Source organism: Microbispora sp. NPDC004025, from assembly GCF_053604425.1.
Genome location: NZ_JBSGHN010000006.1, coordinates 239,443 through 265,927, shown reverse-complemented (window position 1 = coordinate 265,927; position 26,485 = coordinate 239,443). Strand labels below are relative to the sequence as shown.

General features: G+C 71.5%; 28 protein-coding genes and 1 tRNA gene. 12 read left to right on the top strand and 17 right to left on the bottom strand.

Going from position 1 to position 26,485, the window contains the following annotated elements:
- Positions 1 to 43 precede the first annotated feature (43 nt).
- On the top strand, positions 44 to 1,024 hold the full coding sequence (locus ACWEQG_RS18620) for a helix-turn-helix transcriptional regulator (RefSeq protein WP_452286133.1): 981 nt from the start codon (positions 44 to 46) through the stop codon (positions 1,022 to 1,024).
- Between the two features lie 48 nt (positions 1,025 to 1,072).
- Here ACWEQG_RS18620 and ACWEQG_RS18615 read toward each other — a convergent pair whose 3' ends face one another.
- Both ACWEQG_RS18615 and ACWEQG_RS18610 read right to left on the bottom strand, forming a co-directional pair.
- Positions 1,073 to 1,465, bottom strand: a complete 393-nt coding sequence (locus ACWEQG_RS18615) for a ChaB family protein (RefSeq protein ID WP_452286131.1) — start codon at positions 1,463 to 1,465, stop codon at positions 1,073 to 1,075.
- Between the two features lie 44 nt (positions 1,466 to 1,509).
- Complete coding sequence (locus tag ACWEQG_RS18610) at positions 1,510 to 1,779, bottom strand: DUF6458 family protein (protein ID WP_346224674.1); 270 nt, start codon at positions 1,777 to 1,779, stop codon at positions 1,510 to 1,512.
- Between the two features lie 86 nt (positions 1,780 to 1,865).
- On the opposite strand from ACWEQG_RS18610, the gene ACWEQG_RS18605 reads away from it, so the two are divergent.
- Complete coding sequence (locus tag ACWEQG_RS18605; RefSeq protein ID WP_363462516.1) at positions 1,866 to 2,387, top strand: shikimate kinase; 522 nt, start codon at positions 1,866 to 1,868, stop codon at positions 2,385 to 2,387.
- Between the two features lie 29 nt (positions 2,388 to 2,416).
- Here ACWEQG_RS18605 and ACWEQG_RS18600 read toward each other — a convergent pair whose 3' ends face one another.
- The 3 genes from ACWEQG_RS18600 to ACWEQG_RS18590 all read right to left on the bottom strand — a co-directional run bounded on the left by ACWEQG_RS18600 (position 2,417) and on the right by ACWEQG_RS18590 (position 4,665).
- Positions 2,417 to 2,884, bottom strand: coding sequence for an ATP-binding protein (locus ACWEQG_RS18600; protein WP_363462517.1), 468 nt, complete (start codon positions 2,882 to 2,884; stop codon positions 2,417 to 2,419).
- Between the two features lie 357 nt (positions 2,885 to 3,241).
- The gene (locus ACWEQG_RS18595) at positions 3,242 to 4,186 is read right to left on the bottom strand and encodes an aldose 1-epimerase family protein (protein WP_452286129.1); all 945 of its coding nucleotides are present in this window, start codon (positions 4,184 to 4,186) and stop codon (positions 3,242 to 3,244) included.
- 242 nt (positions 4,187 to 4,428) lie between these two features.
- A complete protein-coding gene (locus tag ACWEQG_RS18590; RefSeq protein ID WP_169984128.1) occupies positions 4,429 to 4,665 on the bottom strand; it encodes a hypothetical protein in 237 nt (78 codons plus the stop codon).
- Positions 4,666 to 5,023: 358 nt separating this feature from the next.
- Between ACWEQG_RS18590 and ACWEQG_RS18585 the strand changes: the two genes are divergently transcribed.
- A complete protein-coding gene (locus tag ACWEQG_RS18585) occupies positions 5,024 to 6,199 on the top strand; it encodes a cytochrome P450 (RefSeq protein WP_452286127.1) in 1,176 nt (391 codons plus the stop codon).
- 18 nt (positions 6,200 to 6,217) lie between these two features.
- Here ACWEQG_RS18585 and nhaA read toward each other — a convergent pair whose 3' ends face one another.
- Complete coding sequence (nhaA, locus tag ACWEQG_RS18580) at positions 6,218 to 7,576, bottom strand: Na+/H+ antiporter NhaA (RefSeq protein ID WP_452286125.1); 1,359 nt, start codon at positions 7,574 to 7,576, stop codon at positions 6,218 to 6,220.
- A gap of 195 nt (positions 7,577 to 7,771) precedes the next feature.
- Here nhaA and ACWEQG_RS18575 point away from each other — a divergent pair, with 195 nt between their 5' ends.
- Positions 7,772 to 8,233 carry a GNAT family N-acetyltransferase gene (locus ACWEQG_RS18575; protein ID WP_452286122.1) on the top strand — a complete coding sequence of 154 codons (462 nt, stop codon included), beginning with the start codon at positions 7,772 to 7,774 and terminating at the stop codon, positions 8,231 to 8,233.
- A 58-nt stretch (positions 8,234 to 8,291) separates the two neighbouring features.
- Here ACWEQG_RS18575 and ACWEQG_RS18570 read toward each other — a convergent pair.
- The 6 genes from ACWEQG_RS18570 to ACWEQG_RS18545 form a co-directional block, all read right to left on the bottom strand.
- Positions 8,292 to 8,365: transfer RNA gene (locus ACWEQG_RS18570), tRNA-Lys, on the bottom strand.
- Between the two features lie 69 nt (positions 8,366 to 8,434).
- Positions 8,435 to 9,034, bottom strand: coding sequence for a hypothetical protein (locus ACWEQG_RS18565; RefSeq protein ID WP_363462523.1), 600 nt, complete (start codon positions 9,032 to 9,034; stop codon positions 8,435 to 8,437).
- A 1,274-nt stretch (positions 9,035 to 10,308) separates the two neighbouring features.
- Positions 10,309 to 10,695: an OsmC family protein gene (locus ACWEQG_RS18560; protein ID WP_452286120.1), complete on the bottom strand. Its 387-nt coding sequence runs from the start codon at positions 10,693 to 10,695 to the stop codon at positions 10,309 to 10,311.
- 4 nt (positions 10,696 to 10,699) lie between these two features.
- A complete protein-coding gene (locus ACWEQG_RS18555; protein WP_452286118.1) occupies positions 10,700 to 11,764 on the bottom strand; it encodes a HAMP domain-containing sensor histidine kinase in 1,065 nt (354 codons plus the stop codon).
- The gene (locus tag ACWEQG_RS18550) at positions 11,761 to 12,462 is read right to left on the bottom strand and encodes a response regulator transcription factor (RefSeq protein ID WP_363462526.1); all 702 of its coding nucleotides are present in this window, start codon (positions 12,460 to 12,462) and stop codon (positions 11,761 to 11,763) included. The genes ACWEQG_RS18555 and ACWEQG_RS18550 overlap by 4 nt, the downstream gene beginning before the upstream one ends.
- 60 nt (positions 12,463 to 12,522) lie before the next feature.
- Positions 12,523 to 12,798 carry a hypothetical protein gene (locus ACWEQG_RS18545; RefSeq protein ID WP_346224662.1) on the bottom strand — a complete coding sequence of 92 codons (276 nt, stop codon included), beginning with the start codon at positions 12,796 to 12,798 and terminating at the stop codon, positions 12,523 to 12,525.
- Between the two features lie 185 nt (positions 12,799 to 12,983).
- On the opposite strand from ACWEQG_RS18545, the gene ACWEQG_RS18540 reads away from it, so the two are divergent.
- The 4 genes from ACWEQG_RS18540 (at position 12,984) to ACWEQG_RS18525 (ending at position 15,555) form a co-directional block, all read left to right on the top strand.
- On the top strand, positions 12,984 to 13,355 hold the full coding sequence (locus ACWEQG_RS18540) for a phage holin family protein (RefSeq protein WP_452286116.1): 372 nt from the start codon (positions 12,984 to 12,986) through the stop codon (positions 13,353 to 13,355).
- A 99-nt stretch (positions 13,356 to 13,454) separates the two neighbouring features.
- Positions 13,455 to 14,366 carry an amidohydrolase family protein gene (locus tag ACWEQG_RS18535; protein ID WP_452286114.1) on the top strand — a complete coding sequence of 304 codons (912 nt, stop codon included), beginning with the start codon at positions 13,455 to 13,457 and terminating at the stop codon, positions 14,364 to 14,366.
- Complete coding sequence (locus ACWEQG_RS18530) at positions 14,363 to 14,902, top strand: cysteine dioxygenase (RefSeq protein WP_452286112.1); 540 nt, start codon at positions 14,363 to 14,365, stop codon at positions 14,900 to 14,902. The genes ACWEQG_RS18535 and ACWEQG_RS18530 overlap by 4 nt, the downstream gene beginning before the upstream one ends.
- A 50-nt stretch (positions 14,903 to 14,952) precedes the next feature.
- Positions 14,953 to 15,555, top strand: a complete 603-nt coding sequence (locus ACWEQG_RS18525; RefSeq protein ID WP_452286110.1) for a Uma2 family endonuclease — start codon at positions 14,953 to 14,955, stop codon at positions 15,553 to 15,555.
- Here the strand turns inward: ACWEQG_RS18525 and ACWEQG_RS18520 are convergent, their stop codons facing one another.
- Positions 15,556 to 16,851: an MFS transporter gene (locus ACWEQG_RS18520; protein WP_452286108.1), complete on the bottom strand. Its 1,296-nt coding sequence runs from the start codon at positions 16,849 to 16,851 to the stop codon at positions 15,556 to 15,558.
- 74 nt (positions 16,852 to 16,925) lie between these two features.
- Between ACWEQG_RS18520 and ACWEQG_RS18515 the strand changes: the two genes are divergently transcribed.
- Both ACWEQG_RS18515 and ACWEQG_RS18510 read left to right on the top strand, forming a co-directional pair.
- Positions 16,926 to 17,711: an IclR family transcriptional regulator gene (locus ACWEQG_RS18515; protein ID WP_452286106.1), complete on the top strand. Its 786-nt coding sequence runs from the start codon at positions 16,926 to 16,928 to the stop codon at positions 17,709 to 17,711.
- Positions 17,712 to 17,800: 89 nt separating this feature from the next.
- Positions 17,801 to 18,859: a LacI family DNA-binding transcriptional regulator gene (locus ACWEQG_RS18510; RefSeq protein WP_452286103.1), complete on the top strand. Its 1,059-nt coding sequence runs from the start codon at positions 17,801 to 17,803 to the stop codon at positions 18,857 to 18,859.
- A gap of 35 nt (positions 18,860 to 18,894) precedes the next feature.
- On the opposite strand, the gene ACWEQG_RS18505 is transcribed toward ACWEQG_RS18510, so the two are convergent.
- The 3 genes from ACWEQG_RS18505 to ACWEQG_RS18495 all read right to left on the bottom strand — a co-directional run bounded on the left by ACWEQG_RS18505 (position 18,895) and on the right by ACWEQG_RS18495 (position 22,032).
- Positions 18,895 to 19,785 (bottom strand): carbohydrate ABC transporter permease, encoded by an 891-nt coding sequence (locus tag ACWEQG_RS18505; protein WP_363462534.1) that lies wholly within the window; start codon positions 19,783 to 19,785, stop codon positions 18,895 to 18,897.
- The gene (locus ACWEQG_RS18500) at positions 19,782 to 20,666 is read right to left on the bottom strand and encodes a carbohydrate ABC transporter permease (protein ID WP_452286101.1); all 885 of its coding nucleotides are present in this window, start codon (positions 20,664 to 20,666) and stop codon (positions 19,782 to 19,784) included. The genes ACWEQG_RS18505 and ACWEQG_RS18500 overlap by 4 nt, the downstream gene beginning before the upstream one ends.
- 79 nt (positions 20,667 to 20,745) lie before the next feature.
- A complete protein-coding gene (locus ACWEQG_RS18495) occupies positions 20,746 to 22,032 on the bottom strand; it encodes an ABC transporter substrate-binding protein (RefSeq protein WP_452286099.1) in 1,287 nt (428 codons plus the stop codon).
- A gap of 228 nt (positions 22,033 to 22,260) precedes the next feature.
- Here ACWEQG_RS18495 and ACWEQG_RS18490 point away from each other — a divergent pair, with 228 nt between their 5' ends.
- On the top strand, positions 22,261 to 24,165 hold the full coding sequence (locus ACWEQG_RS18490) for an ABC transporter ATP-binding protein (RefSeq protein ID WP_452286097.1): 1,905 nt from the start codon (positions 22,261 to 22,263) through the stop codon (positions 24,163 to 24,165).
- Between the two features lie 50 nt (positions 24,166 to 24,215).
- On the opposite strand, the gene ACWEQG_RS18485 is transcribed toward ACWEQG_RS18490, so the two are convergent.
- On the bottom strand, positions 24,216 to 24,608 hold the full coding sequence (locus tag ACWEQG_RS18485; RefSeq protein ID WP_363462538.1) for a MerR family transcriptional regulator: 393 nt from the start codon (positions 24,606 to 24,608) through the stop codon (positions 24,216 to 24,218).
- A 161-nt stretch (positions 24,609 to 24,769) separates the two neighbouring features.
- Here ACWEQG_RS18485 and ACWEQG_RS18480 point away from each other — a divergent pair, with 161 nt between their 5' ends.
- Positions 24,770 to 26,461, top strand: a complete 1,692-nt coding sequence (locus ACWEQG_RS18480; protein ID WP_452286095.1) for a pentapeptide repeat-containing protein — start codon at positions 24,770 to 24,772, stop codon at positions 26,459 to 26,461.
- Positions 26,462 to 26,485: the final 24 nt, after the last annotated feature.

Genomic DNA, 26,485 nt, shown 5'->3' with positions numbered 1-26,485 from the left:
GATGTGGCCGGATTCTGACCGCGATCGCGGGCATGATGGGCGGATGGCCGACGTGACCCGACGCATGCTGGACCTGCTGTCGACCCTCCAGACGGGACGGCCGTTCAGCGGGGAGGAACTCGCGACCCGCCTGGCGGTCAGCCCCAGGACCGTACGCCGCGACGTGGACCGGCTCAGGGAGTACGGCTATCCCGTCGAGACGCAGCCGGGACCCGGCGGCTACTACCGGCTGGTGGCGGGCCGCACGATGCCTCCGCTCGTCCTCGACGACGACGAGGCGATCGCCGCGTTGCTCGGTCTCGCCACTCTCGCCTCCACCGGCTCCGGCGAGGACGGGGCTCTCGACGACGCGGCCACCCGCGCGTACGGCAAGCTCGACCAGTTCCTGCCCGCGCGGCTGCGTCCGCGTGTGGCCGCGCTGCGGGCGAGCCTGGAGACCGGCCGGCAGCTCGCACCTCCGGTGAACGCGGCGCTCGTGGCCGGTCTCGCCGAGGCGATCAGCGACCGGGAGGTGGTGCGCTTCGATTACAGCGACAGGCACGGCGAGGAGAGCCGCCGGCGGGTGGAGCCGCACCGGCAGATCCATCTGCTTCTGCGCTGGTATCTGCTCGGCTGGGACCTGGACAGGGACGACTGGCGGGTCTTCCGCCTCGACCGCGTCCGCGACCTGGTGCGCACCGGCGTCCGGCACGGTCCCCGCGCCCTGCCGGCCGACGCGGCCCTGGCGTACCTCCGTCAGGGCCTCAACGCGGACCGGCGGCGGGTGCGGCTCGTCGTGCGGGCGCGGCCCGACCAGGTGGCCGACGCGTTGAAGTTCGAGGACGCCGAGATACACCGGGGGCCGGGCGAGCGGGAGACCCACGTCACCCTGTGGCTCGACTCCTGGGAATGGCTCATCCCCGGCCTCGCCCGCCTCGGCGCGGACTTCACCGTGGTGGAGCCCGAGGACTTCCGGGAAGGCTGCGCCGCCTTCGCCCGCCGTCTCCTCGCCGCGTCCGGCCGGCCCTCTGAGCCGCCCGGGTGAGCGCCGCCGACGGCCCTTACGAGGGCTGCCGGCGGCGCACGCGAGCGGTCAGCGAGCCTTGGCGGTCGCCTTGCGGTTGGCCTTCTTGATGGCGTCCACGAGCTCGTCCTTGGTCATCTTGGACCGGCCGGAGATGCCGAGACGGCCGGCGACGTCGTAGAGGTGCTGCTTGGAGGCGTTCGCGTCGACGCCCTCGGCCGTCTTGCCCTGCTTCGGCGTGCTCTTCTTCGCCTGCTCGTCCGACGGCCCGCGCCCCTCCTTCTTCTCCCAGTGGTCGCCCACCTTCTCGAAAGAGTGCTTGAGCGCGGCGAACGCCGTACGGTGCGCCCGCTGGCCCTCGCCGTACGTCTCGACGGCGGAGTCGTGGGCCTTGATCCAGGTCTCCTGGGCCTCCTTGGGCGAGCGCTCCAGGGTCGAGGGCAGTTCCTTACGTCCTGGCATGGTCGGTGCCTCCCTTCAGACCGTCGGAAGTCCGTCGGAGGGGGTCAGATGGTGGGGTCGTCGTAGCGCCGCTCCTCGTACACGTGGCGACGGGTGGCGGTCGCGTCCATGGGGGCGGCGGGGGCGGCGGCGGTGACGGTGGTCCTGCGACGGACCGTCGTCAGGCGCCAGATGCCGAAGAGCAGCCCGGCCAGACCGCCCACCATGAGGATCACCCCGATCACCTGGATGTCGAGGCCCGCGATGGTGAAGTCGACCGCCCAGGTGAGGATGGCCCCCAGCATGATGAGGATGATGCTTCCGGCGATGGTCATGGCTTTCCTCCTTCGCCTTCTGCTCTATCCCTCCCACGGATTCCAAACGTCGCATGCCGGTGCCCGCATAGGGCAACATGCGAGTCATGACCGATATCCCCATTGTGGTGATGGGACTCATGGGCGCGGGGAAGAGCACCGTCGCCCGGCTTCTCGCCGACGCCCTCGGCCGTCCCATGCGCGACAGCGACGCGGACCTGCAGGCGAGGTACGGCACGACCGCCGCGGCGATGGCCGCCGACGTCGGCGCCGACGAACTGCACGCGCGCGAGGCGCTGGTGCTGCGGGACGCGCTGGCCGACCGTCCCGCCCCGGTCATCGCGGCCGCCGCCAGCACGGTCGAGGACGTGGAGACGCGCCGCGCGCTGGCCCCCGCCTTCGTGGTGTTCCTCGACGGCCCGCCCGAGGTGCTCGCCGAGCGGATGAAGTCGAGCCCTCATCGCCCGCACTTCAAACCGGACCTGGTACGCATGCTGACCGAGATGCGCGATTCGCGGCTGCCGGGGTTCCGCGAGGTGGCGGACCTCGTCGTGGACCCCTCCACGCACGGGCCCGAGGAGATCGCGGCCACCGTGCTCGCCAACCTCGACGGCGCGAAGACCCCCTGAGCCGCCGGGCCGGGTTCGGCGCGGGCGGCTCAGCCGACGGCGATGCGGGACTGGTACGGGACGACGGGCAGCAATGGGGGGCTGCCCGCTCCGGCGAGGAACCAGACGGTCTTGCCGCCCCGGCCCGCACTCGCCACACCCCAGTCGTCGGCGAGCTCGTCCACGATGAGCAGGCCGCGCCCGCCGATGGAGTCGAGGTCGGCCTCGCGCTGGTGCGGCACGCCCTCGCCCTGGTCGAACACCTCGCCGTACACCCAGGTGCCGTTGCTGCCCAGCCGGAGGGTGAAGACGTTGCCGCCGTGCCGTACGACGTTGGAGGCGAGTTCGCTCACGATCAGGGAGCAGTCGTCGACGAGCTCGTCAAGGCCCCATCGGCAGAGTTCGCGGCGGACGAGTGCGCGTGCCTCCGCCACGCTCGCGCCGACGGCGGGCAGGAGGCATTCCGCGGTCCAGACGGGCGCCGGGTTGACCGGCGCCGTACCGAAGGGGAGAGTCACGCGCGCCTCCTTAGGCTCATGGGAGCGCTCCCACGGCTCAAGATACGGCACGCACCGCAGTCATGTGAATTCAAAGAAACAAGATTGTTTCCGGTCAATGCCCGATCCGTGATGGCCGCGAAGGGGAAGAATGCCGCGCGTTTCTCCTCCACCTCGCGTGTGCGCACGTCAGCGGCGCCACGTCCGGCGCTCCTGACCTCTTCCCCGTCATAGCGGGGCGCCCCAGCCCGGGCGGCGTCGCCGTGAAAATAACTGAAATCCAGCCCGTCCCGGAGTCCGGATGCGGCACGCCCGAATCGCGCCGCATGTCCTCCGTGACCCGCAACAACCCTTTCGCGCACCTTCTGGCGTGCCCTCTCACGCCGCCGGCAGGGCGGTGATCCCCCAGCGATGGGCGACCCGCTCCCCCGGCGCGAGGCGCACCAGGCACTCGCCGGTCGCGAAGGCGTTCGGCGGGCAGCTCATCGGCTCGACCGCCACTCCGGCCCGCCGGTACGGCTCGGCGAGCGTGTCCCCGGTGAAGACCTGGAGCCATTCGACGCCGGGCCCGCCCCACAACTCCACGCCCCGGGAGCCGTCGGCCACCCGCAGCCGGGCCCGCACCAGCCCGTCGGCGTCGCGCCGCAGATCCGTGTAGGGGGTGTCGAGCACCGTGCCGCCGATGGGGCGTCCCTCGCGGAAGTCGTACTCCGTGCCCTCGACCGGGCGGCGGCCGATCGGGATCTTCTGCTCGTCCACGGGGGTCCACTCGGCCGCGGGCACCTCCAGCACGGCGTCGTCCACCGTCTCCTCCCCGAGCGTGAGGTAGGGGTGCGCGCCCATGCCGTACGGCGCGACGCCGTCACCCACGTTCACGGCCGACACCTCGACCTCCAGGCCCGCCTCGCCAAGCGCGTACGACGCCGTCAGGTCGAGCACGTGGGGATAGCCGAGCTGGGGGAACAACCGCAGCCCGAGCCGGATCGAGGCGTCGTCCCGGTCGAGGACCCTCCAGGGCATCAGCCGGGCGAAGCCGTGCGCGGCGTTGCCGGTCCGGGGTTCGGTGATCGCGAGCTGCCTGGTCTCGCCGTCGGCGTCGTACCTGCCGTCGCGCACGCGGTTCGGCCACGGGAGCAGCAACTGCCCGGCGCCGCCGACGGGCTGCGCGGTGGCGGGGTACGACATGACCAGCGGCCGTCCTCGGTACGTCAGGGCGCGCAGGCCGCCGCCCACCTCCGTGACGGTCGCCTCGTATCCGTGCGCGGCGATCGTGTGCTGCGTGCCGGTCGGGGGGACGGGTTCGCGAACCGCTGGTTCTGTCATGAGAGGGATTTTCCCATCCGTCCCGCGACGCTCGCAGGGGGCCCGGCGGGCACTCCTCCTGGCGAAGCGGGCGGGCGACGGGCCTTCGCGGATCATCGTGAGTCCCGGGTGGGTTTCCGGACGTGCCGCTCGATCGTGAGCCCGGTGGGGTTTCCGGGCATGCCGGCCGCTCGTGAGCCGCGGCGGACGCGCGGCCGGGCTCTCGGGCGTGAGCCCGGCGGTCCGGGCCCACGTCCTGGGCGTCACGAGGAGAGCGGCTGGCCCGTCAGGCCGTCCTGCGCGGTGAGCAGCGCGCGCAGTTCCTCCGCGCTCTCGCCGCATGCGGTCATGATGAGGCCCCGGTCCATCTCGATCCGGGACAGCGACCTGGTCAGCCGGGTCGCGTACCAGCGGCCGGCGTCGCTCCTCCAGATCGACCAGCGACCGGCGTACTCGCTGCTCAGTTGTCTCCAGGCAGCGTCCTCGGCTGAGAACCGCACTCGTCACCACCTCCAGGCTCTGTGCCGGGAGACAACGATGTGCTCATCCGGACACGATTGGTAGTGAGAAGCGACCTCCCCCCTTCGGCGGCGCCGCCACCCCGGCCCCGACGAAGATCTCCCGCCCGATGCGGTGACTTCACCACCACTTGAGTCCTGTTCCTCCCGTACCACCCGTGTCATGCCGCGCCGCGGAACGACGCTGGTGTTCCCCATCGGCCCCTGGCCCGGCACGGCCTTGCGACGTGCGGCAAACGTCGCGTCTCCGATCACACCGGACATGGTTTTACTACCTTGCCGGACAGCGAGTCAGGGGAGAGATTCGAAAGGCCGACATCGAGCGAAAGGAAGGCCACCCATGCCCGGACTCCCACGGCTGCCGTTCGACCGGCCGGACGTCCTGGAGATATCTCCCGGCTTCCACGAACTGCGGAGCAGGGCGCCGATCACCAAGGTCACGACCGCGATGGGCGACGAGGCGTGGCTCGTCACGGGCTACCAGGAGATACGGCAGGTGTTCGGCGACGACAGGTTCGGCCGGTCCCACCCGGACCCGCCGAGCGCGGCCCGCCTGTCGAACAACGCCCTGCTCGGCGGCCCGAGCGGCGACTACGCCACGGAACGGTCCGTCCACACCCAGATGCGGCGGCTGCTCTCCCCCGCGTTCTCGGCCCGGCGCATGCGGAGCCTGTCGGACCGGGTCGTGGCGCTGACCGGACGCCTGCTCGACCGGCTCGCCGAGCAGGGTCCGCCCGCCGACCTGCACGCCGGCCTGTCGCTCCCGCTGCCGATCCAGGTGATCTGCGAGCTTCTCGGCGTGCCGTACGAGGACAGGGACAGGTTCCGGGCCATGGCCGAGGCGATGACCGACCTGCGTCACCCCGAGCGGTCCGCCGCCGCCCAGGTGGAGCTGAACACCTACACCTACGAGATCGTCAAGACCAAGCGGGACCACCCGGCCGAGGACGTCTACTCCGACCTCGCGAATGCCGCCCTGCCGGAGGACGACGTCGCCAGGATCGCGGGCGGCCTGCTGTTCGCCGGCCACGAGACCACGGTCAACCAGATCGACTACGGCGTGCTGCTGTTCCTGCGCAACCCGGAGCAGCGCGACGCGTTGCGGAGCGACCCCTCCCTCCTGGACGGCGCGGTCGAGGAGATCATGCGGGTCGCCTCGCCCAGCGAGCACGGGCTGGTGCGCTACGCGCACGAGGACGTCGAGCTCGCCGGTGTGCGGATCCGGGCGGGCGAGCTGGTCATGCTGTCCACCCCGGCGGCCAACAGGGACGAGCGCGTCTACCCCGCCCCCGACAGCTTCGACATCCGGCGGCGCGATCCCCAGCCGCACGTCGGGTTCGGCCACGGGCCGCACCACTGTCTAGGGGCGTCCCTGGCGCGGGTCGAGTTGGGCGCGGTCTTCGGCTCCCTCTTCGCGCGCTTCCCCACCCTCGCGCTCGCCGTGCCGTACGAGGAGCTCAGGGCGCACACCGACAGGCTGGCCGGAGGGTTCGACACGCTGCCCGTCATGTGGTGAGAACCACCGGGCGCGGTGTCACTCGCCGTACGACTGCCGCTCGCCGATGGCCATGGCCCCGGCGCCCTCGGATCCGGCACTCTCGGCCCCGGCACGCTTGGATCCGGCACCCTCGGATCCGGCGCTTTCGGCCTCGGCGAGCCGCCGGTACGCCCGGTCGCGCAGCCGCAGCACCACCGTCGCCAGCAGCGCCGCGACCAGTGAGCCGGCCAGCACCGCCAGCTTGACCTGGGCGTCGCGGGCCGTGCCCGGGCCGAACGCCAGCTCGCCGATGAGCAGGGACACCGTGAACCCGATGCCGGACAGGATCGCCAGCCCGCCGACGTCCACCCACGCCAGCCCCTCGTCGATGTCGGCACGGGTGAAGCGGGCGGTGAGCCAGGTGGCCGCCATGATTCCCAGCGGCTTGCCCACGACGAGTCCGGCGATGACACCCAGCGGCACCGGGTCGGTGAGCAGGTTCGTCATTCCGCCCAGCCCGCCGAGCGGCACACCCGCGGACAGGAACGCGAACAGCGGCACGGCCACGCCGGCCGAGATGGGGCGGAACCGGTGCTCGAAGTGCTCGGCGAGCCCCGGTCCCGCCTCCGGGCCGCCCGCCTTCTCACTGCGCAGGACGGGTACGGCGAAGCCGAGCAGCACCCCGGCCACCGTGGCGTGCACACCCGAGGCGTGGACCAGCCCCCAGGTCAGGCCGGCCAGCGGGAGCAGCAGCCACCACGAGCGCACCCGCCGCTGCACCAGCACGGTGAAGACGCCGAGCGGCACCAGCGCCGCCAGCAGCGGCACCACCGACAGGTGCGACGTGTAGAACACCGCGATGATCGCGATCGCCAGCAGGTCGTCCACGACCGCCAGGGTGAGCAGGAACGTGCGCAGCGCGGCGGGCAGGCGCCGCCCCACCACGGCGAGCACCGCCAGCGCGAACGCGATGTCGGTGGCCGTCGGGGTCGCCCATCCCCGCACCGCGCCGTCGTCGAGGAGCCCGTTGACCAGCAGATAGAGCAGGGCCGGGACGATCACACCGCCGACGGCCGCCGCGACCGGGACGACGGCCCGCCGGGGATCGCGCAGGTCTCCCGCCACGAACTCGCGCTTGAGCTCCAACCCGGCGACGAAGAAGAAGATCGCCAGCAGCCCGTCGGAGGCCCACTTGGCTAGGCTGAGGTCCAGGTGCCACCCGGCCGGACCGACCGTGGCCGAGCGCAGCCCCGCGTACGTCTCCGACCAGGGCGAGTTGGCCCAGACGAGGGCCGCGACGGCGGCGATCAGGAGCAGCGCGCCGCCGATCGTCTCCTTGCGGAGGATGTCGGCGATGCGGCGGGTCTCGGCCCGAGAGGCGGGACCGAGGAGGGACAGTCGGCGGGGAGAGGCCATGGGCGCTCCGTTTCCGGGCTCGGTTACGACGACCGCCGACCAGACTTCCCGGCACTCCGCGTCCATCTTATGGCGTATCGACCGGATCCTTGCCTGCTGCCCTTTTCCTCCCCCACGCCTTCGGCATCGCTGAAGCGCACGGCGGCGGCCTAGAGTGCGGGACAGTGCTGTCGATCCGATGGATGAACGGAACAAATGAGAATCGTCGAAGACGACCTGTCCGGCCCGCAGATCGCCGAGTTCCTCATGGAGCACGTCCGGGAGATGCGGTCGATCACCCCCCTGGAGAGCAAGCACGCCCTCGACCTCGACGCTCTCCGCGCGCCCGGGATCAGGTTCTGGTCGGTGCTGGACGGCGACGCCCTCGTCGGCTGCGGTGCGATCAAGAGGCTGGACGCCGATCACGCCGAACTCAAGTCGATGCGGACCGCCACGGCGCGCAAACGCGGCGGGATCGCCTCCCTGCTGCTGCGGCACATCCTCACCGAGGCCGAGCGGCTGGGCTTCGCCCGCCTGAGCCTGGAGACCGGCTCGGCCGACTTCTTCCTGCCCGCGAGACGGCTGTACGAGAAGTTCGGGTTCGAATACTGCGAGCCCTTCGCCGACTATCGGCCCGACCCCAACAGCGTCTTCATGACGAGGCTCCTGGGGAGATGAGACGACCGGCGAACAGCGAAAGCCCAGGGCGGCTGCGCCGACCTGGGCTTTCGTTCTGTGCGCCGCCAGGGACTCGAACCCCGGACCCGCTGATTAAGAGTCAGCTGCTCTAACCAACTGAGCTAGCGGCGCCTGCGATGTCCGTTACCTTAGCAGTCCCGCGAAGGTCGCGCACATCGCCACGTGATCGGATTTCGGAGCTCAGCCCCGCCAGGCGCCGCTGGAGAACGGCATCGGCGTGCCGCGCAGGCCCGGGCCGTCGCCCCACTTGGTGACGACGTACTGGATCGGGATGTGGCCGAGGTCGCCGGTGACGGTCAGCGTGTTCTCGTTCCAGCTGGTGCCGGTCAGCTCGGCGAAGGTCTTGCCGTCGATGTCCAGCATGACGCCGCTGTCGGACGGGACGCCCGGGCCGCGGTCACCGATGAAGAACTTGGCCTTCTTTCCCTTGTAGAAGACGTAGCCCTCGGTGCCGAGCGGCCAGCTCGGGCTGGCGAACAGGCCCTTCTGCATGGGCTTGCCGATGGCGGGCAGGCCGGTGTCGCCCTGGCGGCCCGACGAGTCGTCCCAGAAGTACGAACCGGTGGTGCTGCCCTGGAGCAGGACCTCCTCGTGCGCGGGGATGGCGAAGGCGAGCTCGCGCGCCGGGGCGGCGGCGGAGACGTTGGCGGCCTCGTTGACCGGCTGCTCGACGGGCGCGGGCGCGGCGGCCACAAGGGACGCGGTGACGGCCACCACACCGGCGAGCGAGGCCGCGGCGGAGAGTCGTCGGTTGCCACGCAGGTCAAACAGAGTCTTCATCAGGGCTGGGGATCTTTCGTTGAGACGACAGAGGATGGCCATGCGTCATCTAGGGACCTGCGAACGGCAGACCGCGAAGACGGGCCACGTGTCCGGGTACGAGAGGTCGTTCACCCGGAGGCGTGTGCGCGGAAGCTATGGCGATCGGCCGGAAGGCCGTCGTGAGTCAGACGTGTGATCCGAAATGCCTCGGCTCGGAGGTCGATGTGGGGTCACCCACGGTGATCTCCTCTCCAAGTCCAAACCAGCCACCGGTTGGCGGCAAACAGGACACTACAGGACGAGTCAGGACGGAGCAAAGTAAAAGCCGCATAACGCCCAGAAGATCTACCCGTGGCCCTGTTTACCCCAAGCCGGACCATCGCCGGCCCCTCTGCCTGCGGCGATGCCGACAGTGCGTGACCGGGCGCCCGATCCGCGCGAGGCAAAATCGGCGGGCCGTACGGCAAGAGAACACCAAGGAAATCACCGGAGACGACGCGGGAAAGCATTCCGCCGCAAAAGCGCGCACGCACGGCGAGACGAAGCCTCCCGGGTTTACGAATGCAAAGCCCTTTTCCCTGCCGCGAAGACGCGCGCAAGGGGATGACAGACCGACGTCCCGGCGGAATGCAGGTGGAGCCGGACGGCAAGGGCGAAGCGAACGGCAAGGGCGAAGCGAACGGCAGGGTGAAGGGGGCACGCCGGACGCGGTCCATGGCGGCCGGGGCGGTGGGATGTGCGGGCGGTCCGGGCTCCCGGGGCACCCGCGGACCCCGACGCCCTGCCGCGGCGGGTCCGCGAGCCGCTGCGGCCCGGGTGGCGAGGTCGTCGCCGGGCGCGATGTGCCGGGCGGTCAGGGCTCCCGGCGGGATGTCCGGGGCGGCCGGCCCGCCTTCGGCGGCCTGCTGTTCCCCGTCATGATCGTGCCGATGTCCGGCCGCCTGTTCGGCGGCGCGATGGCCGTACCGGGCCGGGCAGACCCCCGCGCGAGGCGGCCGGCATCCGGACGGGGGTGGAGGGAGAACGGGTGGAGGACCCCGGAAATGCCGGAGCCGGGCAGTCCCCCAACTGCCCGGCTCCGGATCAAAGCGGTTCCGCCAGGAATGCCCTCCCCAAAGGCACCGGCGGGTCCCCCGCTTTCCGGACGCGGTTCCCCCATCCGCGTCCTTTATCAAGAAAGTCTGTCGGCCTCTCCCGAGGACCTGCTTCAACACTACAAGGGGCCCTGTCATGAAGTCGTCATCGGCAGGTTGATTTCCGGCCTACATCCGGGCGGCCCCCGCCCGGCCGTGCTACTTCCCGAGGTCCAGCCGGACCTCGGTGCCCTTCTGGAGCGACCGGCTCACCGTGCAGTGACGCTCGTGGACCCGCTCGGCGACGGCCTCGAAGACCTCGCCGGAGTCCTCCGAGGGCAGCTCCACGTCGTACGTCACGGTGACCGAGCGCAGGAGGGTCGGGCTCTCCTTCTCGGCGGAGACCTCGACGGCCAGCCTCACGAGCCGGTGACCCCGCTTGGCGGTGAGCGGCTCGACCGTCATGACGTTGCATCCGCCGACGGCGGCCAGCAGCAGCTCGACCGGGCTGAACAGGCCGTCGCCCGTGCCCATCTCGATCTCGGCGCCCCGCTCGTTGCGGGCGACGAACCCGTCCTCGGTCCGCTCGACGCGTACAGAGCCCATGACCTCACCCTACTGGGAGGGCCAGGCGGACGAGCGTGCCGCCGCCGGGGGCGGCGCTGGCCGACACGCTGCCGCCGTGGCTGTCCACCACCTGGCCCACGATGGCCAGGCCGAGCCCCGATCCGGGCAGCGCCCGAGCCGAGGGCGCGCGGTAGAAGCGGTCGAAGACGTGCGGCAGGTCGTCGGCGGAGATGCCGGGGCCGTGGTCGCGCACCGTCAGAACGCCGCCCCGCAGCGACACCTCGACCAGGCCGCCGGCCGGGCTGTACTTGGCCGCGTTGTCGAGCAGGTTGGCGACGGCGCGGGCGAGCCGGTCGGGCACGCCCCGCACGACCCACGGCTCCATCGAGACGGAGTACGCGGTCGAGGGCCAGTGCCGGGCCGCCCGGGCGACCTCCCGCTCCACGAGCTCGTCGAGGCGCACGCTCTCCACGAGCACGGCGGGCTCCTCGTCGCGGGCCAGCTCGACCACGTCGGAGACGAGCGCCGTCAGCTCCTCCAGGCCGCTCACCACGGCCCGGCTCACCTCGTCGTGGACCTCCTGCGGCAGGTCTCCCCTCATCAGCAGCTCGACGTTGGTCCGCAGGGCGGTGAGCGGGGTGCGCAACTCGTGGGAGGCGTCGGCGACGAGGCGCTTCTGCGACTTGGCGGAGCGTTCCAGGGCGTCGAGCATCGCGTTGAAGCTGCGCGCCAGGCTGCTCAGCTCGTCGTCCCCCGCCGCCTCGATCCGGGTGGTGAGGTCACGGGTGGTGGCCACCCGTCCGGCGGCGTCCTTGAGCGCGTTGACGGGCCGCAGCGCCGCCCGCGCGGCCAGCCAGCCGAGCCCCCCGGAGAGCACCAGGCCGCCGAGCGCCACGACGACGAAGGGCCAGCCCAGGTCGTCCACGTCGGCGAGGGCGGCCAGCACGCCGTTCGGAGGCCGGTCGCCGTACCTCTCGTACGTCCCGTAGTGGTCCATCGCCCACTCCACCCGGCGGCAGGTGATGGCGTAGGCGGCCACGATCACGACGATCACGCTCACCGCGCCGGCCAGGGCGGAGGCCATCGCGAGCCGCCAGCGGAGCTTCACGGCTCCTCCCCGGCGGTAGAGGCGGCGGGCTCCCTGAGCGCGTACCCGAGGCCGTGTACGGTGTGGATGAGCCGCGGCTCGCCCGCCGCCTCGGTCTTCTTGCGCAGGTAACCGATGTAGACCTCCAGCGGGTTGGACCCGGGCCGGAAGCCGTAGCCCCAGATGCGTTCGAGGATGACCTGCCGGGTCAGCACCTGGCCGCCGTTGCGGATCAGCAGGTCGAGCAGGGCGTATTCGGTCCTCGTCAGGTCGATGAGCCGGCGGCCGCGCCGGGCCTGCCTGCTGTCGGGCAGCAGGACCAGGTCGGCGAAGCCCGCCTCCGGGGGCGGCGCGGCGCGGCGGAGCAGGGCGCGCACCCGGGCGAACAGCTCCTCCAGCGCGAACGGCTTCACCAGGTAGTCGTCGGCGCCCGCGTCCAGCCCGGCCACCTTGTCGCCGATGCCGTCGAGGGCCGTCAGCATGAGCACCGGCAGCCGGTTGCCGTCGCCGCGCAGCGCCCGGCAGACCTCCATCCCGTCCATGCCCGGCATGAGCACGTCGAGCACCACGAGGTCGGGCGCGACGCCGTCGATGGCGTCGAGGGCGTCCATGCCGTCCCCGGCGGTCGCCACGCCGTATCCCTCCACGCGCAGCGCCCGCGCGATCGCGTCGCGGACCTCGGGTTCGTCGTCGACGACGAGCACCTGTGTCTTGACCACGCCGCCATTGTGACGTGCGGAGATGAGAGGTTGCTGAGCGTTCCCGGGGACGGGGCGCGCTCAGGCGTCGGGATGTTTGGACAGGTATTCGACGTAGACCGGCCGGAGCGCGTCGCCGAGCTCGCCCTCGCCCGCCCCGATCGCGTCGCTGAGCAGCGCCGAGACCCTGCTGAGGTCGTTCGCGGTCTCGCCCGTGTTACCGCTGGCGGCCTCGGCCGCCGGGATGACCTTCAGCAGTTCCCACAGGAACCCCAGGTCGCCGTGCCGTACGGCGTAGCGCACGGCGCGGTCGTGCAGCTCCTTCGCGGGGAGCGACTCGAGCTCTTCCACGTCCATTCGATCTCACCCCCAACTCGTGGGTTTCCCCCAGGTTTGCCCCTTATACCCCCGCCACGGGAGAAAGACCGCCGGAAGCGGACGGGCTTTTTGCCACCCCACCCGCGGCCACCGGCGCGGACCCCGCCCGCATCGGCCACACGGGAGCCGCGCGTTCTTTGCCGTGCCGTGGAAGGATTCTTGAGGTGAAGGTCATACTCAAGATCATCGTGGTGGCCGCGGCCCTGTGGGCGTCCACCAAGCTGGTGGACGGCATCACCGTCAGCGCCGGCTCCACGGCCAAGCAGATCGGCACCCTCCTCGCGGTCGCGCTGATCTTCGGCCTCGTGAACGCCGTCATCAAGCCGGTCATCAAGACGATCGGCTGCGCGTTCTACGTGATCACGCTCGGGTTGTTCGCCCTGGTGGTGAACGCCGCCCTGCTGCTGTTCACGAGCTGGCTCGCCGAGCAGCTCGACCTCCCCTTCCACGTCGACGGGTTCATGGCCGCCTTCTGGGGCGCCATCGTCGTCGGCGTGATCAGCTGGATCCTCAACATGATCCTCGGCGACGACTGACCGGCTCCGGGGCGGGTCGCGATCCGCCCCGGGGTCACACCCGGCCGATAATCATGTATTGTTAGTAGGGAATGAGGACTTCTCGGAGAGGCCGGGCCGATGAGTGTCGACGTGCACCAGCACCTGTGGACGCCGTCCCTCGTCGACGCGCTGCGCCGCCGCACCCGCCCGCCCTTCCTGAACGGATGGACGCTCGTCCTCGACGGCGAGCCGCCGTACGAGGCGGATCCGGCCGACCACGACGTGGAGATCCGGCGCAAGCGCAACGCCCACCTCGACCTCGCCCTCGTCTCCCTGTCGAGCCCGCTCGGCATCGAGCACCTGCCGCCGGAGGAGGCGTGGCCGCTCATCGACGCCTACCACGCCGACGCCCGCGCGCTGCCCGCGCCGTTCGGCGCCTGGGCCGCCGCACCGGTGACCGACCCCGACCCCGTACGGCTCGCGCACGTCCTCGACCGCGCCCCCGGCCGGGGGCTGGCCGGGCTGCAGCTTCCGGCGACCGCGCTCGGCGACGCCCGGGGGCTGGCCCTGGCCGCCCCGCTGCTCGACGTGCTGGAGGAGCGCGGCCTGCCGTTGTTCGTCCACCCGGGCCCCGCCGCCGCCCCGGGCCCGGCGTGGTGGGCCGCCGTCGTGCCGTACGTGCAGCAGATGCACGCCGCCTGGTACGCGTTCGAGGCGTTCGGCCGGCCCCGGCATCCCCGCTTGAAGGTCTGCTTCGCCCTGCTGGCCGGACTGGCCCCGCTGCACAGGGAGCGCCAGTTGAGCCGGGGCGCCGCCGGGCGCGGCCTGGTGGACCCCGGCCTGTTCCTCGAGACGTCGTCCTACGGACCCCGGGCCGCCGACGCGGTGATCCGCGAACTCGGCATCGACGTCCTCGTCGCCGGAAGCGACCAGCCGTACGCCGAGTCGGCCTGGCCGGACCCGGGCGACCCCGCACTACGAGCCATCGATCACGCCGTCCGCGTGGCCAATCCCGGCCGCCTGCTGTCCCGGAAGGAGTCGCCGCAATGAGCACGCCCACGATCCAGGAAGGCGCGCTGTGTGCCTCCTTCACCGACCTGCCCGCACGCGCGCTCGACCGCCGCGAACTGCTCGCCCTGGTAGAGGACCTGGCCGCACGGCCCGAGCTGTGGCGTCACCACCTCAGCTTCGAGGGCGCGGAGGACGGGGGACGCCACTACGTCTCCCTGCACCGGGACGCGTACGTGGACGTGTGGCTGCTGTGCTGGCGCCCCGGGGACGACACCGGCTGGCACGACCACGACGTCTCCTCCGGCGCGGTCCGCGTCGTCGCCGGTGAGCTGAAGGAGTGCAACCCGCGCATCGGCGGCGCCCACCTGGAGACGCAGGTCGTGGCAGGCGACGCCTTCTCCTTCGGGCCCGACCACATCCACCGGCTGACCGGCGAGGCGCCCGGCTCGGTCTCGATCCACGCGTACTCCCCGCCCCTGTGGCGGATGGGGCAGTACTCCATCACCGAGGACGGGACCATGCGCCGCCTTTCGGTCGGATACGCGGACGAATTGCGCCCACTCGACCCCGCTTAGGGCGGTGCGAGTAGTTCGGCCATCACCCACCGTGACGCTAGGCTGCTGCCATGACCAGCGTGCTCGATGACTGGCTGCAGCCTCGTCCGGGAGACGGGGCCGGGGGCGTCCCCGATCGGCTCTCCCTGCCCCGTCCCGCCGCCGGCGAGCAGCGGGACGGTGGGGACGACACCGGCAGCCTCGACGCCGGCCTCATCTCCACCGGCTCCCAGACACGGTTCCGCGAACGCGTGGCCTACGGCCTGCGCACGGCGTTGAACGCGCAGGCGCCCGGCGACCTGGTGGCGGTCAACCGGATGGACGTGCTGCTGGAGCCGGAGCGGCGCGCCCGCCCCGACGTGTCCCTCGTCGACGACCTCGCCGCCTCCGACGACCGGAGGACCTGCTACCTCGCCGAGGAGGTGCGGCTGGTCATCGACATCGCCGGCCCCGACTCGGCCGTCTCCGACCGTGACGCGCTGCCACGGCACTACGCGGCGGCCGGAATCCCGCACTTCTGGCGGGTCGAGAGCACCGGCTGGCGGCCGTTCGTCTACTCCTACGAGCTCGACGCCGGCGGAGCCGGATACCAGGTGACCGGCGTCCACCACACCCGGCTGGCGGTCGACGCCCCGTTCCCCGTCGAGATCGACCTCGAACGGCTGCCGCGCTGACTACGCCCGCGCCGGGCGGGCGGCGAGCATCCCCGACACCAGTTGGAGGCCGCACGCCCCCAGCCCGGCGAGCAGGGGCACCGTCCAGCCGCCGGACAGCTCGTGGAGCAGACCGAACGCGAGCGGGCCGATCGCGGCCAGCAGGTAACCGCTCGACTGGGCGACCGCCGACAGCGCGGTCACCGAGGCCGGATCGGGCGCCCGCAGCGTGATGATCAGCAGGGCGAGCGCGATCGAGGCCCCCTGGCCGAGCCCGAGGACGATCATCCACAGCCACGGCGTGGTGGTGGGCGCGAGCAGCACCCCCAGATATCCGCCGACGGTCAGCAGCACGGCCACGACCACGTGCGGCGCCTGGGATCGGGCCCGGCCCGCGTGCAGGGGGACGACCAGCGCCGCGGCGATCTGCATGAGGTTCGTCAGGCCCAGCAGATATCCCGCCTCGTCGGCGGGCAGGCCGGCGGCCTGGAACACGGTGGGCAGCCAGGCCAGCAGGACGTAGAAGGTCAGCGACTGCAGCCCCATGAACGCCATGACCGGCCACGTCGCCGGCGCGCGGAGCAGGGCCGCGTACGGCCGGTGGCCGGAGTCGCCGGGCCGGGAACGGCGGGCCTCGCGTGCCTCCGGGGACGACGGCCGCTCCGGGCCCGCCACCGATCGCGCCGCCCCGGCCGGGGGGACCTCCGGCTGGGCCGCCTTTGCCCGGGCCCGGGGCGCGGGGAACGGCGCCGCCCTGGTGAGCGCCATCCACCACAGGGCCGCCGCCAGCAGCGCGAGCAGGGCCGCCGACCCCGCCGCCGCCCGCCAGCCGGTCTGCCCCGCCAGCGGGACCATCGCCGCCGAGGCCGCCGCCGCCCCGCTCACCATGACCGAGACGTACAGGCCGGTGAAGAGCCCGACCCGGTCCGGGAAGTGCTGCTTGACGAGGCCCGGCATGACGACGTTCATCACGGCGATGGCCGTACCGGCCAGGGCCGCGCCGGAGTACAACGCGGGCACGCCGTCCGCGCTGCGGAGGGCGACGCCGGCGGCCAGGACGAGCAGGCCGGCCAGCAGCGTGCGGTCCAGCCCGATGCGGGTGGCCAGCGCGGGCGCGACCGGAGCGAGCAGGCCGAGGCACGCCACCATCACCGTGGTGATGGCGCCGCCTGCGGCGGGGCTGAGGCCGAGGTCCCGCATGATGGCCGGGAGGAGCGGTGACACGCCCGCGAGAGCGGGCCTCAGGTTGAGCGCCGCCAGGACGAATCCGGCGATGAGCAGCGCATTCCCCCGGTGAACCACGATCCTCCTCGTCACCCGCCAAACCCTACCGTCGCGGTGTCCCGAGCCCCGTCCGGCGCTAGGGTTCGGTCGGGAGGTGGTGGGCGGCCATGGCGGAGGAGCACGTCCAGTCGCTGGCCCGGGGTCTGGCGGTGATCCGGGCGTTCGACGCGGCGAGCCCGGAGCTGACGCTCAGCGAGGTGGCCCGCAAGACCGGTCTCACCCGCGCCGCCGCGCGCAGGTTCCTGTTGACGCTCGCCGGCCTGGGCTACGTGCGGACCGACGGGCGGCTCTTCGCGCTGTCGCCCCGGGTCCTGGAGCTGGGCTACGCCTACCTGTCGAGCCTGTCCCTGCCCGAGGTCGCGCTGCCGCACCTGGAACGGCTCGCCGCCGAGGTGCACGAGTCGGCGTCGGTCTCGGTGCTGGACGACACCGACATCGTCTACGTGGCCCGCGTGCCGACGGCCCGGATCATGCGCGTGACGATCGCGATCGGCACCCGCTTCCCGGCGTACTGCACCTCGATGGGCCGCGTGCTGCTCGCGGGGCTGTCCCCGGAGGACCTCGGCGCCTACCTCGCCCGCGCCGACCTGCGGCGGCTGACCCCCCACACCGCCACGTCGCCGACAGCCCTGCGCACCGCGCTCGACGAGGTACGCGCCCAGGGCTGGGCCCTGGTGGACCAGGAGCTGGAGGAGGGGCTACGGTCGATCGCCGCGCCGATCAGGGGCCGCGACGGCCGGGTGGTGGCGGCGGTCAACGTCTCCTCGCACGCCAGCCGGACCACGCCGGAGTCCGCGCGCCGCGACCTGCTGCCCCCGCTGCTCGCCACCGCCGCAGGGATCGAGGCCGACCTGCGCGCCACCGGGGGAGCGAGCCGCGCGGACCTCCCCTGACGCACCCCACGTCCCCACAAAACCGACCATCTCCCATCATGAAACTGACAACGTTGTCTAGGGCGCGAGAAATGGGAGATGATCCCTGCGTGCGAGAGACGAGACGCGGCCGTCCGACCATGAACGACGTGGCCGCCGCGGCCGGTGTGGCGCTCAAGACCGTCTCCCGCGTCGTCAACAACGAGCCCGGGGTCAACGCCGCGACCGCCGGTCGCGTGCAGGCGGCCATCGAGCGGCTCGGCTACCGCCGCAACGACAGCGCGCGCATCCTGCGGCGGGGCCGTACGGCGAGCATCGGCCTGGTCATCGAGGACGTCGCCGACGCCTTCTACTCCAGCCTCAGCCGGGCGGTGGAGGACGCCGCGCTGCACCACGGCTACCTGCTGTTCAGCGGCTCGTCCCGGGAGGACTCGGCCCGCGAGCGCGACCTCGTGCTCGCCTTCTGCGCCCGCCGCGTGGACGGGCTGATCATCGTGCCCGCGGGCAGGGACCACGCCTATCTCGCGCCCGAGTTCGACGCCGGGATCAAGGCGGTCTTCGCCGACCGGCCGCCCGGCGCGGGGTGCGAGGCGGACACCGTCCTCTGCGACAACACGGGCGGGGCGCGCGCGGGCACGGCCCACCTGATCGCGCACGGTCACCGCCGCATCGCCTTCCTCGGCGACTCCCCGGGGATCTTCACCGCCGCCGAACGGCTGCGCGGTTACCAGCAGGGGCTCGCCGCGGCCGGCCTGCCGTACGACGAGGGCCTGGTGGCCATGGGGCCGCCGGACCCGGCGCGGATGAGGGCCGACCTGACCCGGCTGCTCACGTCCTTCGATCCTCCGACCGCCCTGCTGACCGGGAACGGCCGCGCCACCGTGGAGACCCTGCGGACGCTGGCGTCGCTCACGGACACCGCCGACGCGGGCGCCGCCGGAGGACTCGCGCTGGTCGGGTTCGACGACTTCGAGCTGGCCGACCTGCTGGGTGTCACCGTGGTGGCGCAGGATCCCACCCGGCTGGGCCGCACGGCCGCCGACTTGTTGTTCATGCGCCTGTCCGGGGTCGACGGGCCGGCCAGCAGGATCGAACTGGCCACGCGGCTGATCCCGCGGGGGTCGGGCGAACGCCCTCCCCTGTCTCCGCGGGACCGTACGGCGGGCTGACGCATGCGGCCGGGCCGACGTCCTCGGCCCGGAGGTCAGCCCTTGAGCGCGCCCGCCATGAGGCCGCGCATGAAGAACCTGCCGAGCAGCACGTAGATCACCATCGTGGGGATGGACGCCAGGATCGCCGCCGCCATCTGCTGGCTGTACGGCGTCGTCACGGCGCCCGCGATGTTGTTGAGCATGACCGTGGTCGGCCACGAGCTCGGCCCGGTGAGGAAGACCGCGAACAGGAAGTCGTTCCACATCGAGGTGAACTGCCAGATGATCACAACGGCGAACGCCGGGCCGGAGACCGGCAGCACGATCGACCACAGCGTCCGCAGCATCCCCGCGCCGTCCACGCGGGACGCCTCGATCAGCTCGTCGGGGATCGTGACGTAGTAGTTGCGGAAGATCAGCGTGCAGATCGGGATGCCGTACACCACGTGGGCGAGGACCAGGCCGGGGATGCCGCCGTACAACTGCACGCCGAGCGCGTCGCCCACGTCCACCATGAGCTGCACCAGCGGGATCATCACGCCCTGGTACGGGATGAACATGCCGAACAGGAACAGCGTGAACAGCACGTCCGCGCCGGGGAAGCGCCACTTGGACAGCACGTAGCCGTTCAGCGACCCGAGCGCCGCGGAGATCAGCGAGCCGGGGATCGCGAGCAGGAAGCTGTTGACGATGCCGGGCTCGAGCTTCTCCCAGGCGACGCTCCACGCCTCGGTCGTCCACACCTTCGGCAGGTTCCACGCCTGCGCCGGGTCGGCCTCGCTGAGCGGCTTGAAGCTCGTGACCAGCAGCACGTAGACCGGGATCAGGAAGACCAGGACGAACAGCAGCAGGAGGAGGAGCCGCACCCACGCGGCGGCCCTGCCCCGCTCGCGGACCCGGGCGGGCGCCGTGCGCGGGGCCTTCTCGGCGACGTGCGCGGTCATGAACGCTTCCCCTTACGGGCGTCCCAGATCAGGTAGGGCACGACGAAGACGACGACGGACAGCACGATGTAGGACGCGATGGTCGCGCCCTTCGCCGGGTCGTGCGATTCGTAGACCGCCGTCCACATGAACGTCGCGGGGACGTCGGTGATGAGCTGCTTGCCCGACACCGCGACGACGAGGTCGAAGACCTTCAGCGAGATGTGGCCGAGGATGATCAGCGCGGACAGCGTCACCGGGCGCAGCATCGGCAGCACAACGTGCCGGTAGACGCCCCACTCGCCGCAGCCGTCCACCCGGGCGGCCTCCCGCAGTTCCTCGGGCACACCCCGGAAACCGGCGAGGAAAAGCGCCATGATGTATCCGGACATCTGCCAGATCGCCGGGACGGCCATGGCGGCCATGCCCCAGTCGGGGTCGCGGAACCACTGCCACTGGAGGAAGTCGACCCCGAGGTAGTGGAAGAGCCGGTTGAGCCCGACCGCCCGCTCACCCGTCGCGCTGTTCATCAGCCACCGCCAGACCACCCCGGTGGCGATGAAGGAGACGGCCATCGGGAACAGGTAGACGGCGCGGAAGCCGCTCTCCGCCCGGATGCCCTTCTCCATCAGGAAGGCCAGGAGCCAGCCGAGGACGAGCGCGCCGCCGACGAAGACCACGGTGAAGACGATCGAGTGCCGGACCGACAGGCCCCAGCGATCCTCGCTCCAGATGCCGGTGAAGTTCTCCAGCCCGACGAAGTTGCCGGGGATCTCCGCGATCTCGTCGTGCTTGTCGGTCATGGCGAGCTTGAGGTTCCAGCCCAGCAGGCCGTACACGAAGACCGCGATGAGGATGATCGACGGCGACACCAGGAGCAGCCCGGGCAGCCATCTGCGCACCCGCGTCACATGTACCTCTCAGGGATCAAGTACGGCCCACGCCGTTTGTCCGCAGCGTGGGCCGTACGAGGAGATCAGGTCACTGACCGCTGTTCTTGGCCGCCGCGACCAGCGCCTGCTGGAACTTGGCGACGTCCTTGTCCTGCTGGAACAGGCCGACCGCGTCGGTGATCGCGGTGCGCCACGCGTCGTTGGCGACCACGCCGTGCTGGATCGAGCCGGCCAGCTTGCTGCCGGACCACTGCTCCAGGCTCCAGGACAGGTAGTCCTTGTAGAGGGACTGGTCGGCGTCCTTGCGGGCCGGGATCGAGCCCTTCAGCGGGTTGAACGCGTCCTGGCCCTCCTTGCTCGCGGCCACCTTCAGCCACGCGATCGCGCCGTCGCGGTTGGGCGTGCCCTTCGGCAGCGTGAAGCTGTCCGACAGCCACATGAACGTGCCGTCCGTGCCCGGCGACGCGGCCCAGTCGAAGTCCTTGTGCGACTCCTTGCCGAGGCCGCCCTCCGGCGGGTTGTGGAAGTAGCCGTAGGCCCAGTCGCCCATGATGTTGAAGGCCGCCTCGCCGTCGGCGACCTGCTTGGCCGCCGGCTGCCAGTCGTCCTGCGGCGTGCCCGCGTACGACAGGATGGTCTTGAAGTTCTCCAGCGCCTTGGTCACGTTCGCGTTGGACCAGTCGGCGTTGGCCGTCCACAGGGCGTTGTAGGCGTCGGTGCCGAGCGAGCCGAGCAGCACGGACTCGAGCAGGTGCACCAGGGTCCACTGCGAGCCGATCGACAGCGGGATCTTCCCGGTCTTCTTAACCTTCTCGAGGGCGGTGACGAACTCCTCGACGGTCTTCGGCGCGCCGTCGACGCCGGCGTCCTTGAGGACCGAGGGGTTGAACCACAGGACGTTCGACCGGTGGATGTTCACCGGTACGGAATACACCTGGCCCTGCACCGAAATCTGGTCGATGAGCTGCTGCGGGAAGACCTCCTTCAGCTTCAGCTCGTCGTACAGGAAGTTCACCGACTCCAGCTTGCCGCTCTTGATGTAGCCCTGGAGCTCGGCGCCGGCGTGACCCTGGAAGGTGTCCGGGGGCTGGTTGGCCTGCAGCTTGCTGGACAGCAGCGCGCGGGCCTGGTCGCCCGAGCCGCCGGCCACCGCGGCGTCGAAGAACTCGAAGTTCGGGTTCTGCTTGGCGAAGATGTCCCGCATCGCCTTGAGGCCGTCGGCCTCACCGGGACCCGTCCACCACGAGAAGACCTCGACCTTCTTGTGCGCGGCCTGACCGCCTGCGCTCTCCTGCTTGTCACCGCCACCACAGGCGGAAAGAGTGAGCAGACCCGCAACAGAGACCGCGACGGCCGCCATCCACCGTCGTCTCATCGCAACCTTCCCTTCAGCCTGATCGGGAGGATTTCGGGCCCCCGAAGACAGATATGGCTGACAACGTTGTCAGCAGGCCCAATCAACCCACTTTCACCGGTAGGTCGTCAAGTTTGTGCCGATAACGTCTCTGCATACGGGTCCTGGCGCCGTGTTAGGGGCATGCGTCAAAAGAAGGGCCGTCACTCACGCCGGGAAATTGTCGGCGCGCTCGCTCACACTGCAGGCATGACGGTGACACAACAGGGGGGACCTGATCACCTGTCGGAGGACGACCTGCCGGACATGGCGGACGTCGAATCCCCGCAGTGGGCGCGGCACTACGGAACGATGGCGGGGCTGGGCTTCCTCACGGTGGCGCGGCGGCTGCCCCGGCTGGTCCGGCAGGCACTGGGCATCGCCTGGGAGGCGAGCCCCCGCGACACCGTGGCCACGATCACGCTCAGCGTACTCGGCGGCGTCTTCACCGCCTTCGGCCTCCTCGCCACCACGGGCGTGCTGACCGCGCTGTTCCAGGCCGGCCCCACCCCGGAGCGGGTCCGGGCCGCGCTGCCCAGCCTGCTGCTCGTGGGCCTGGCCGCCACCGCGCGCACGGCCCTGCAGGCGGGGGCCGGTTGGGCGCAGTCCCGGCTCGAACCCCAGGTCAGCCGGATCACGGAAGAGCGCCTCTACACGCTGACCAGCCGGGTCGATCTCGTCTGCTTCGACGACCCCGAGTTCCACGACGCGCTGCAGCGTGCCCGCATGCGCGGCATGCAGATGGCCGAGATGGTCGTGAGCACGGCCATCGACACGCTGTCGGGCCTGGTCGGCATCGTTGCGGCGGCGGGCGTGCTCGGCGTGCTGCACCCCGTGCTGCTGCCCCTGCTCCTGCTCGCGGTCGTCCCCGACGCCTGGGCGGCCGTCCGGGCCGCCAGGATGCGCTACACGACCGCCCTCGTGCTCGTCCCGGCCAGACGCCGCAAGTGGATCATCGAGGAGCTGCTGGCGGACAAGGACACCGCCGCCGAGGTCCGCACGTTCACCATGCGCGGCTTCCTGCTCCGGATGTTCGACACCGTCGCCCGTGGCGAGCAGCGCGTCATGCTCGACCTGGCGCGGCGGCAGACCGTCGCCCGCGTCCTCGGCGAGGCGCTCGGCGGCCTGGGGCAGGGCGCGGTCTACGTCGCGCTCGGCCTGCTGCTCGCGGCGGGCGCGGTCCCGCTCGCGGTCGCCGGCACCGCGGTGCTGGCGATCCGGTCCGGCCAGACGTCGCTGTCGAACTTCATGTACGCGACGAACCGGCTCTACGAGGAGGGTCTCTACTTCACCGACTTCCTCGACTTCATCGCGCACGCCGAGGCCCGCATCCCGGCGGCCCGCGACCGGACGGCCCCCGACGGCTTCGGCCGCATCACGGTCGAGGACGTCACCTTCTCCTATCCCGCCGCACCGGCGCCCGCCCTGCGCGGTGTGTCGGTCCGCATCGAGCGCGGGGAGGTCGTGGCCCTCGTCGGGGAGAACGGCTCGGGCAAGACCACCCTCGCCAAGATCCTCGCCGGCCTGTACGAACCGGACGGCGGCCGCGTCCGGTGGGACGACGCCGACCTGTCCGAGGTCGACCCCGACAGCCTGCGCCGCAGGATCGCGGTCATCGCCCAGGACCACACCCGGTGGCCGCTGACGGCCCGCCACAACATCACGATGGGGATGGAGAAGGGCGAGGCCGAGGTGGCCCGCGCGGCCGAGGTCGCCGGCGCCGACCAGGTCGTCGCCGAACTCCCCCACGGCTACCGCACCCTGCTCGACCGCAGGTTCAAGAACGGTCACGAACTGTCGGGCGGGCAGTGGCAGCGGATCGCCGTGGCGCGCGGGTTCTACCGGGACGCGCCCCTGCTGATCTGCGACGAGCCCACGGCCGCCCTCGACGCCCGGGCGGAGCACGCGTTGTTCGAGCGGATCCGGCAGCACGCCGACGGCAGGACCGTGCTGCTCATCACCCACCGCCTCGCCAGCGTCCGCTACGCCGACCGCATCTACGTGCTCGACCACGGCAAGGTCCGCGAGCACGGCACCCACGAGGAGCTGATCGCCCTCGACGGCCTCTACGCCGAGCTCTACAACCTCCAGGCCGAGGCCTACCGCACGACCTGACCCGGTCCGTCCCGCCGGCCCGCGCACGGGCGGACCGGCGGGACACGACCTCAGGAGGCCTGCTCGGGGAGCATGTCGCGCATCGTCCGCACGTCCTTGTAGTACTGGATCTTCCGCTGGATCGCGCCCTGCTTCTGGCGCAGGTCGGCGATCTGGGCCTCGACCTTGCGGTCGTGCTCCTCCAGCAACGCGATCCGGTCCTCGATCGTGTGCTCGCCCTGCCGTACGAGCTGGGCGAAGCGCAGCATCTCCGCGATCGGCATGCCGGTGTCCCGCAGACAGCGGATCATGCCGAGCCAGCTCACGTCCTCTTCGCTGAACCGCCGCTGGCCCGCCGCGTTGCGGCCGACCGGCTCCAGCAGCCCGATCCGTTCGTAGTACCGAAGGGTGTCGAGGCTGAACCCGGTCTCCTCGACGACCTGTCCAGGTGTGTACACCGCCACGCCATTGATCCTGTCATATCGGGTCTCGATCGCATGTGTGCTTTGTGCGCTGTAGGTGTTTCGCAAGCGTGGCGCAACTCGCCGCTTTTATAACGGGTCCTGTCACCTACGACCCGGTGTCAACGTCCGGGTGGTGCTCCGAGAAAGACAGTGAGACAGAAATGCCCCTCCGCCTGATCGCCGGCACGGTGACCCTTTTCGCTGCGATCGCGCTGTCGATCCCGATGACCCCGGCCGCCGCGGCGACGTCCGGCGACCGCCCGCCCTGCCGCCCCGGCAGCGGCCCGCATCTCGCCGGCAGGGACCTCACCCGGGCCACGCTGCCCGCCGATCTGTCCTGCGCGGACCTCCGGGGCGCCAGACTGGACGGCCTGACCGTGCGGAGCGTGCTCACCGGTGCCGACCTGACCGGGGCCTCTCTCAAGGGCGCCCGTCTCGGGTACGCCCGGATGGCCGGGGCCAGGCTGCGCGAGGCCGACCTCTCCGAGGCCGAGCTGTACTACGCGGATCTGCGCGGCAGCGACCTGCGCGAGGCGACGATGGACGACTCCTCGCCGTACTACGCGCATTTCGAGGGGGCCGACCTGAGCGGGGCCACGATGACGCGGGCCAAGACGTACGGCGCGCAGTTCGACGACGCGAAGCTGATCGGCGTCGACCTGACCGACGCCTTCGCCTACGGCGCGGACATGCGCCGGGCCGACCTCAGCCGGGTCAAGGCGGCGAGGGCCAAGCTCTACGGCGCCACGTTGATCGGGACGGTCCTGCGGCAGGCGGATCTCAGCGGCGCGCAACTGTACGAGTCGGTCATGACCGGCGCGGACTTCGGCGGAGCCGACCTCAGCGGAGCCGACCTGCGTGACGTCAGGGACGCCCGGCTGGCCGGGAGCACCGGCGTGCCCAGAGCCCTGCCCGCCCAGGACCCGTCGTGCGAGCCCGGCAGCGGCCAGGACTACCGGGAACGGGACCTGACCGCGGTCGCGGACTTTCCCGACGATCTGAGCTGCGCCGACCTGACCGGCGCCAGGCTGGACGGCCTCGACCTGTCGGGCGTCAAGCTGAACCGGGCCGTCCTCCGCGACGTCTCCGCCGTCGGGACGAGGCTCCGCGAGGCGAAGGGCGCGGACCTGCGCGGCGCGCGGCTGCGGCGGGCCAAGCTCGGCAGCGCCGACCTCGTGGGGGCGAACCTGTCCCGGGCGGACCTGTCGGGCGCGGCGCTCGGCAGCGCCGACCTGACCCGGGCCGGACTCGCCGGCGCCGACCTCCGCGACGCGGAGATGAACAGCGTCACGGCCGACCAGGCCGACTTCACCGGCGCCAGGCTGGACCGGGCGTACCTCCACTACGGCAAGTACCGGGACGCGGTCTTCCGCAGGGCCACCCTGACCGACGCCGACGTGTCCTCGGCCGAACTGCGGGGCGCCACGTTCGAGGACGCCGAGGTCACCGGGCTGAACCAGGACTTCGCCAAGGACCTCGACCTGTCCGGGTCCTCCAGCCGCATGTCCACCGGCTGGCTGGTCTTCTTCGGCATCGCCGGCCTGGTCGTCTTCTGGATCGCCGCCGGGCTCGTCACGGCCAGGGTGCGGCGGAAGAGGGCCGCCAGGGAGCGGGCCGCCGAGAGAGCCGTCCGGTTCGAGGACGCCAAGAGCGTCCAGGAGGAGAACGTGACCCGGCTGGGCGAGGCGATCGACAGCCTGACGGACAGAACCGGCGACGTCGACTGGAACGCGGTCCTGGACGCCTACGACGAGGCCAAGGAAGCGCTGGCGAGGGCCCACGACATGGACGACCTGAGGGACGTCGAGACCATCGTGGCGCGTGGCCGCAGAGCACTCGACCGCCGCCGCTGAGAGCCGCTTGCGCTGGAGTGCGCT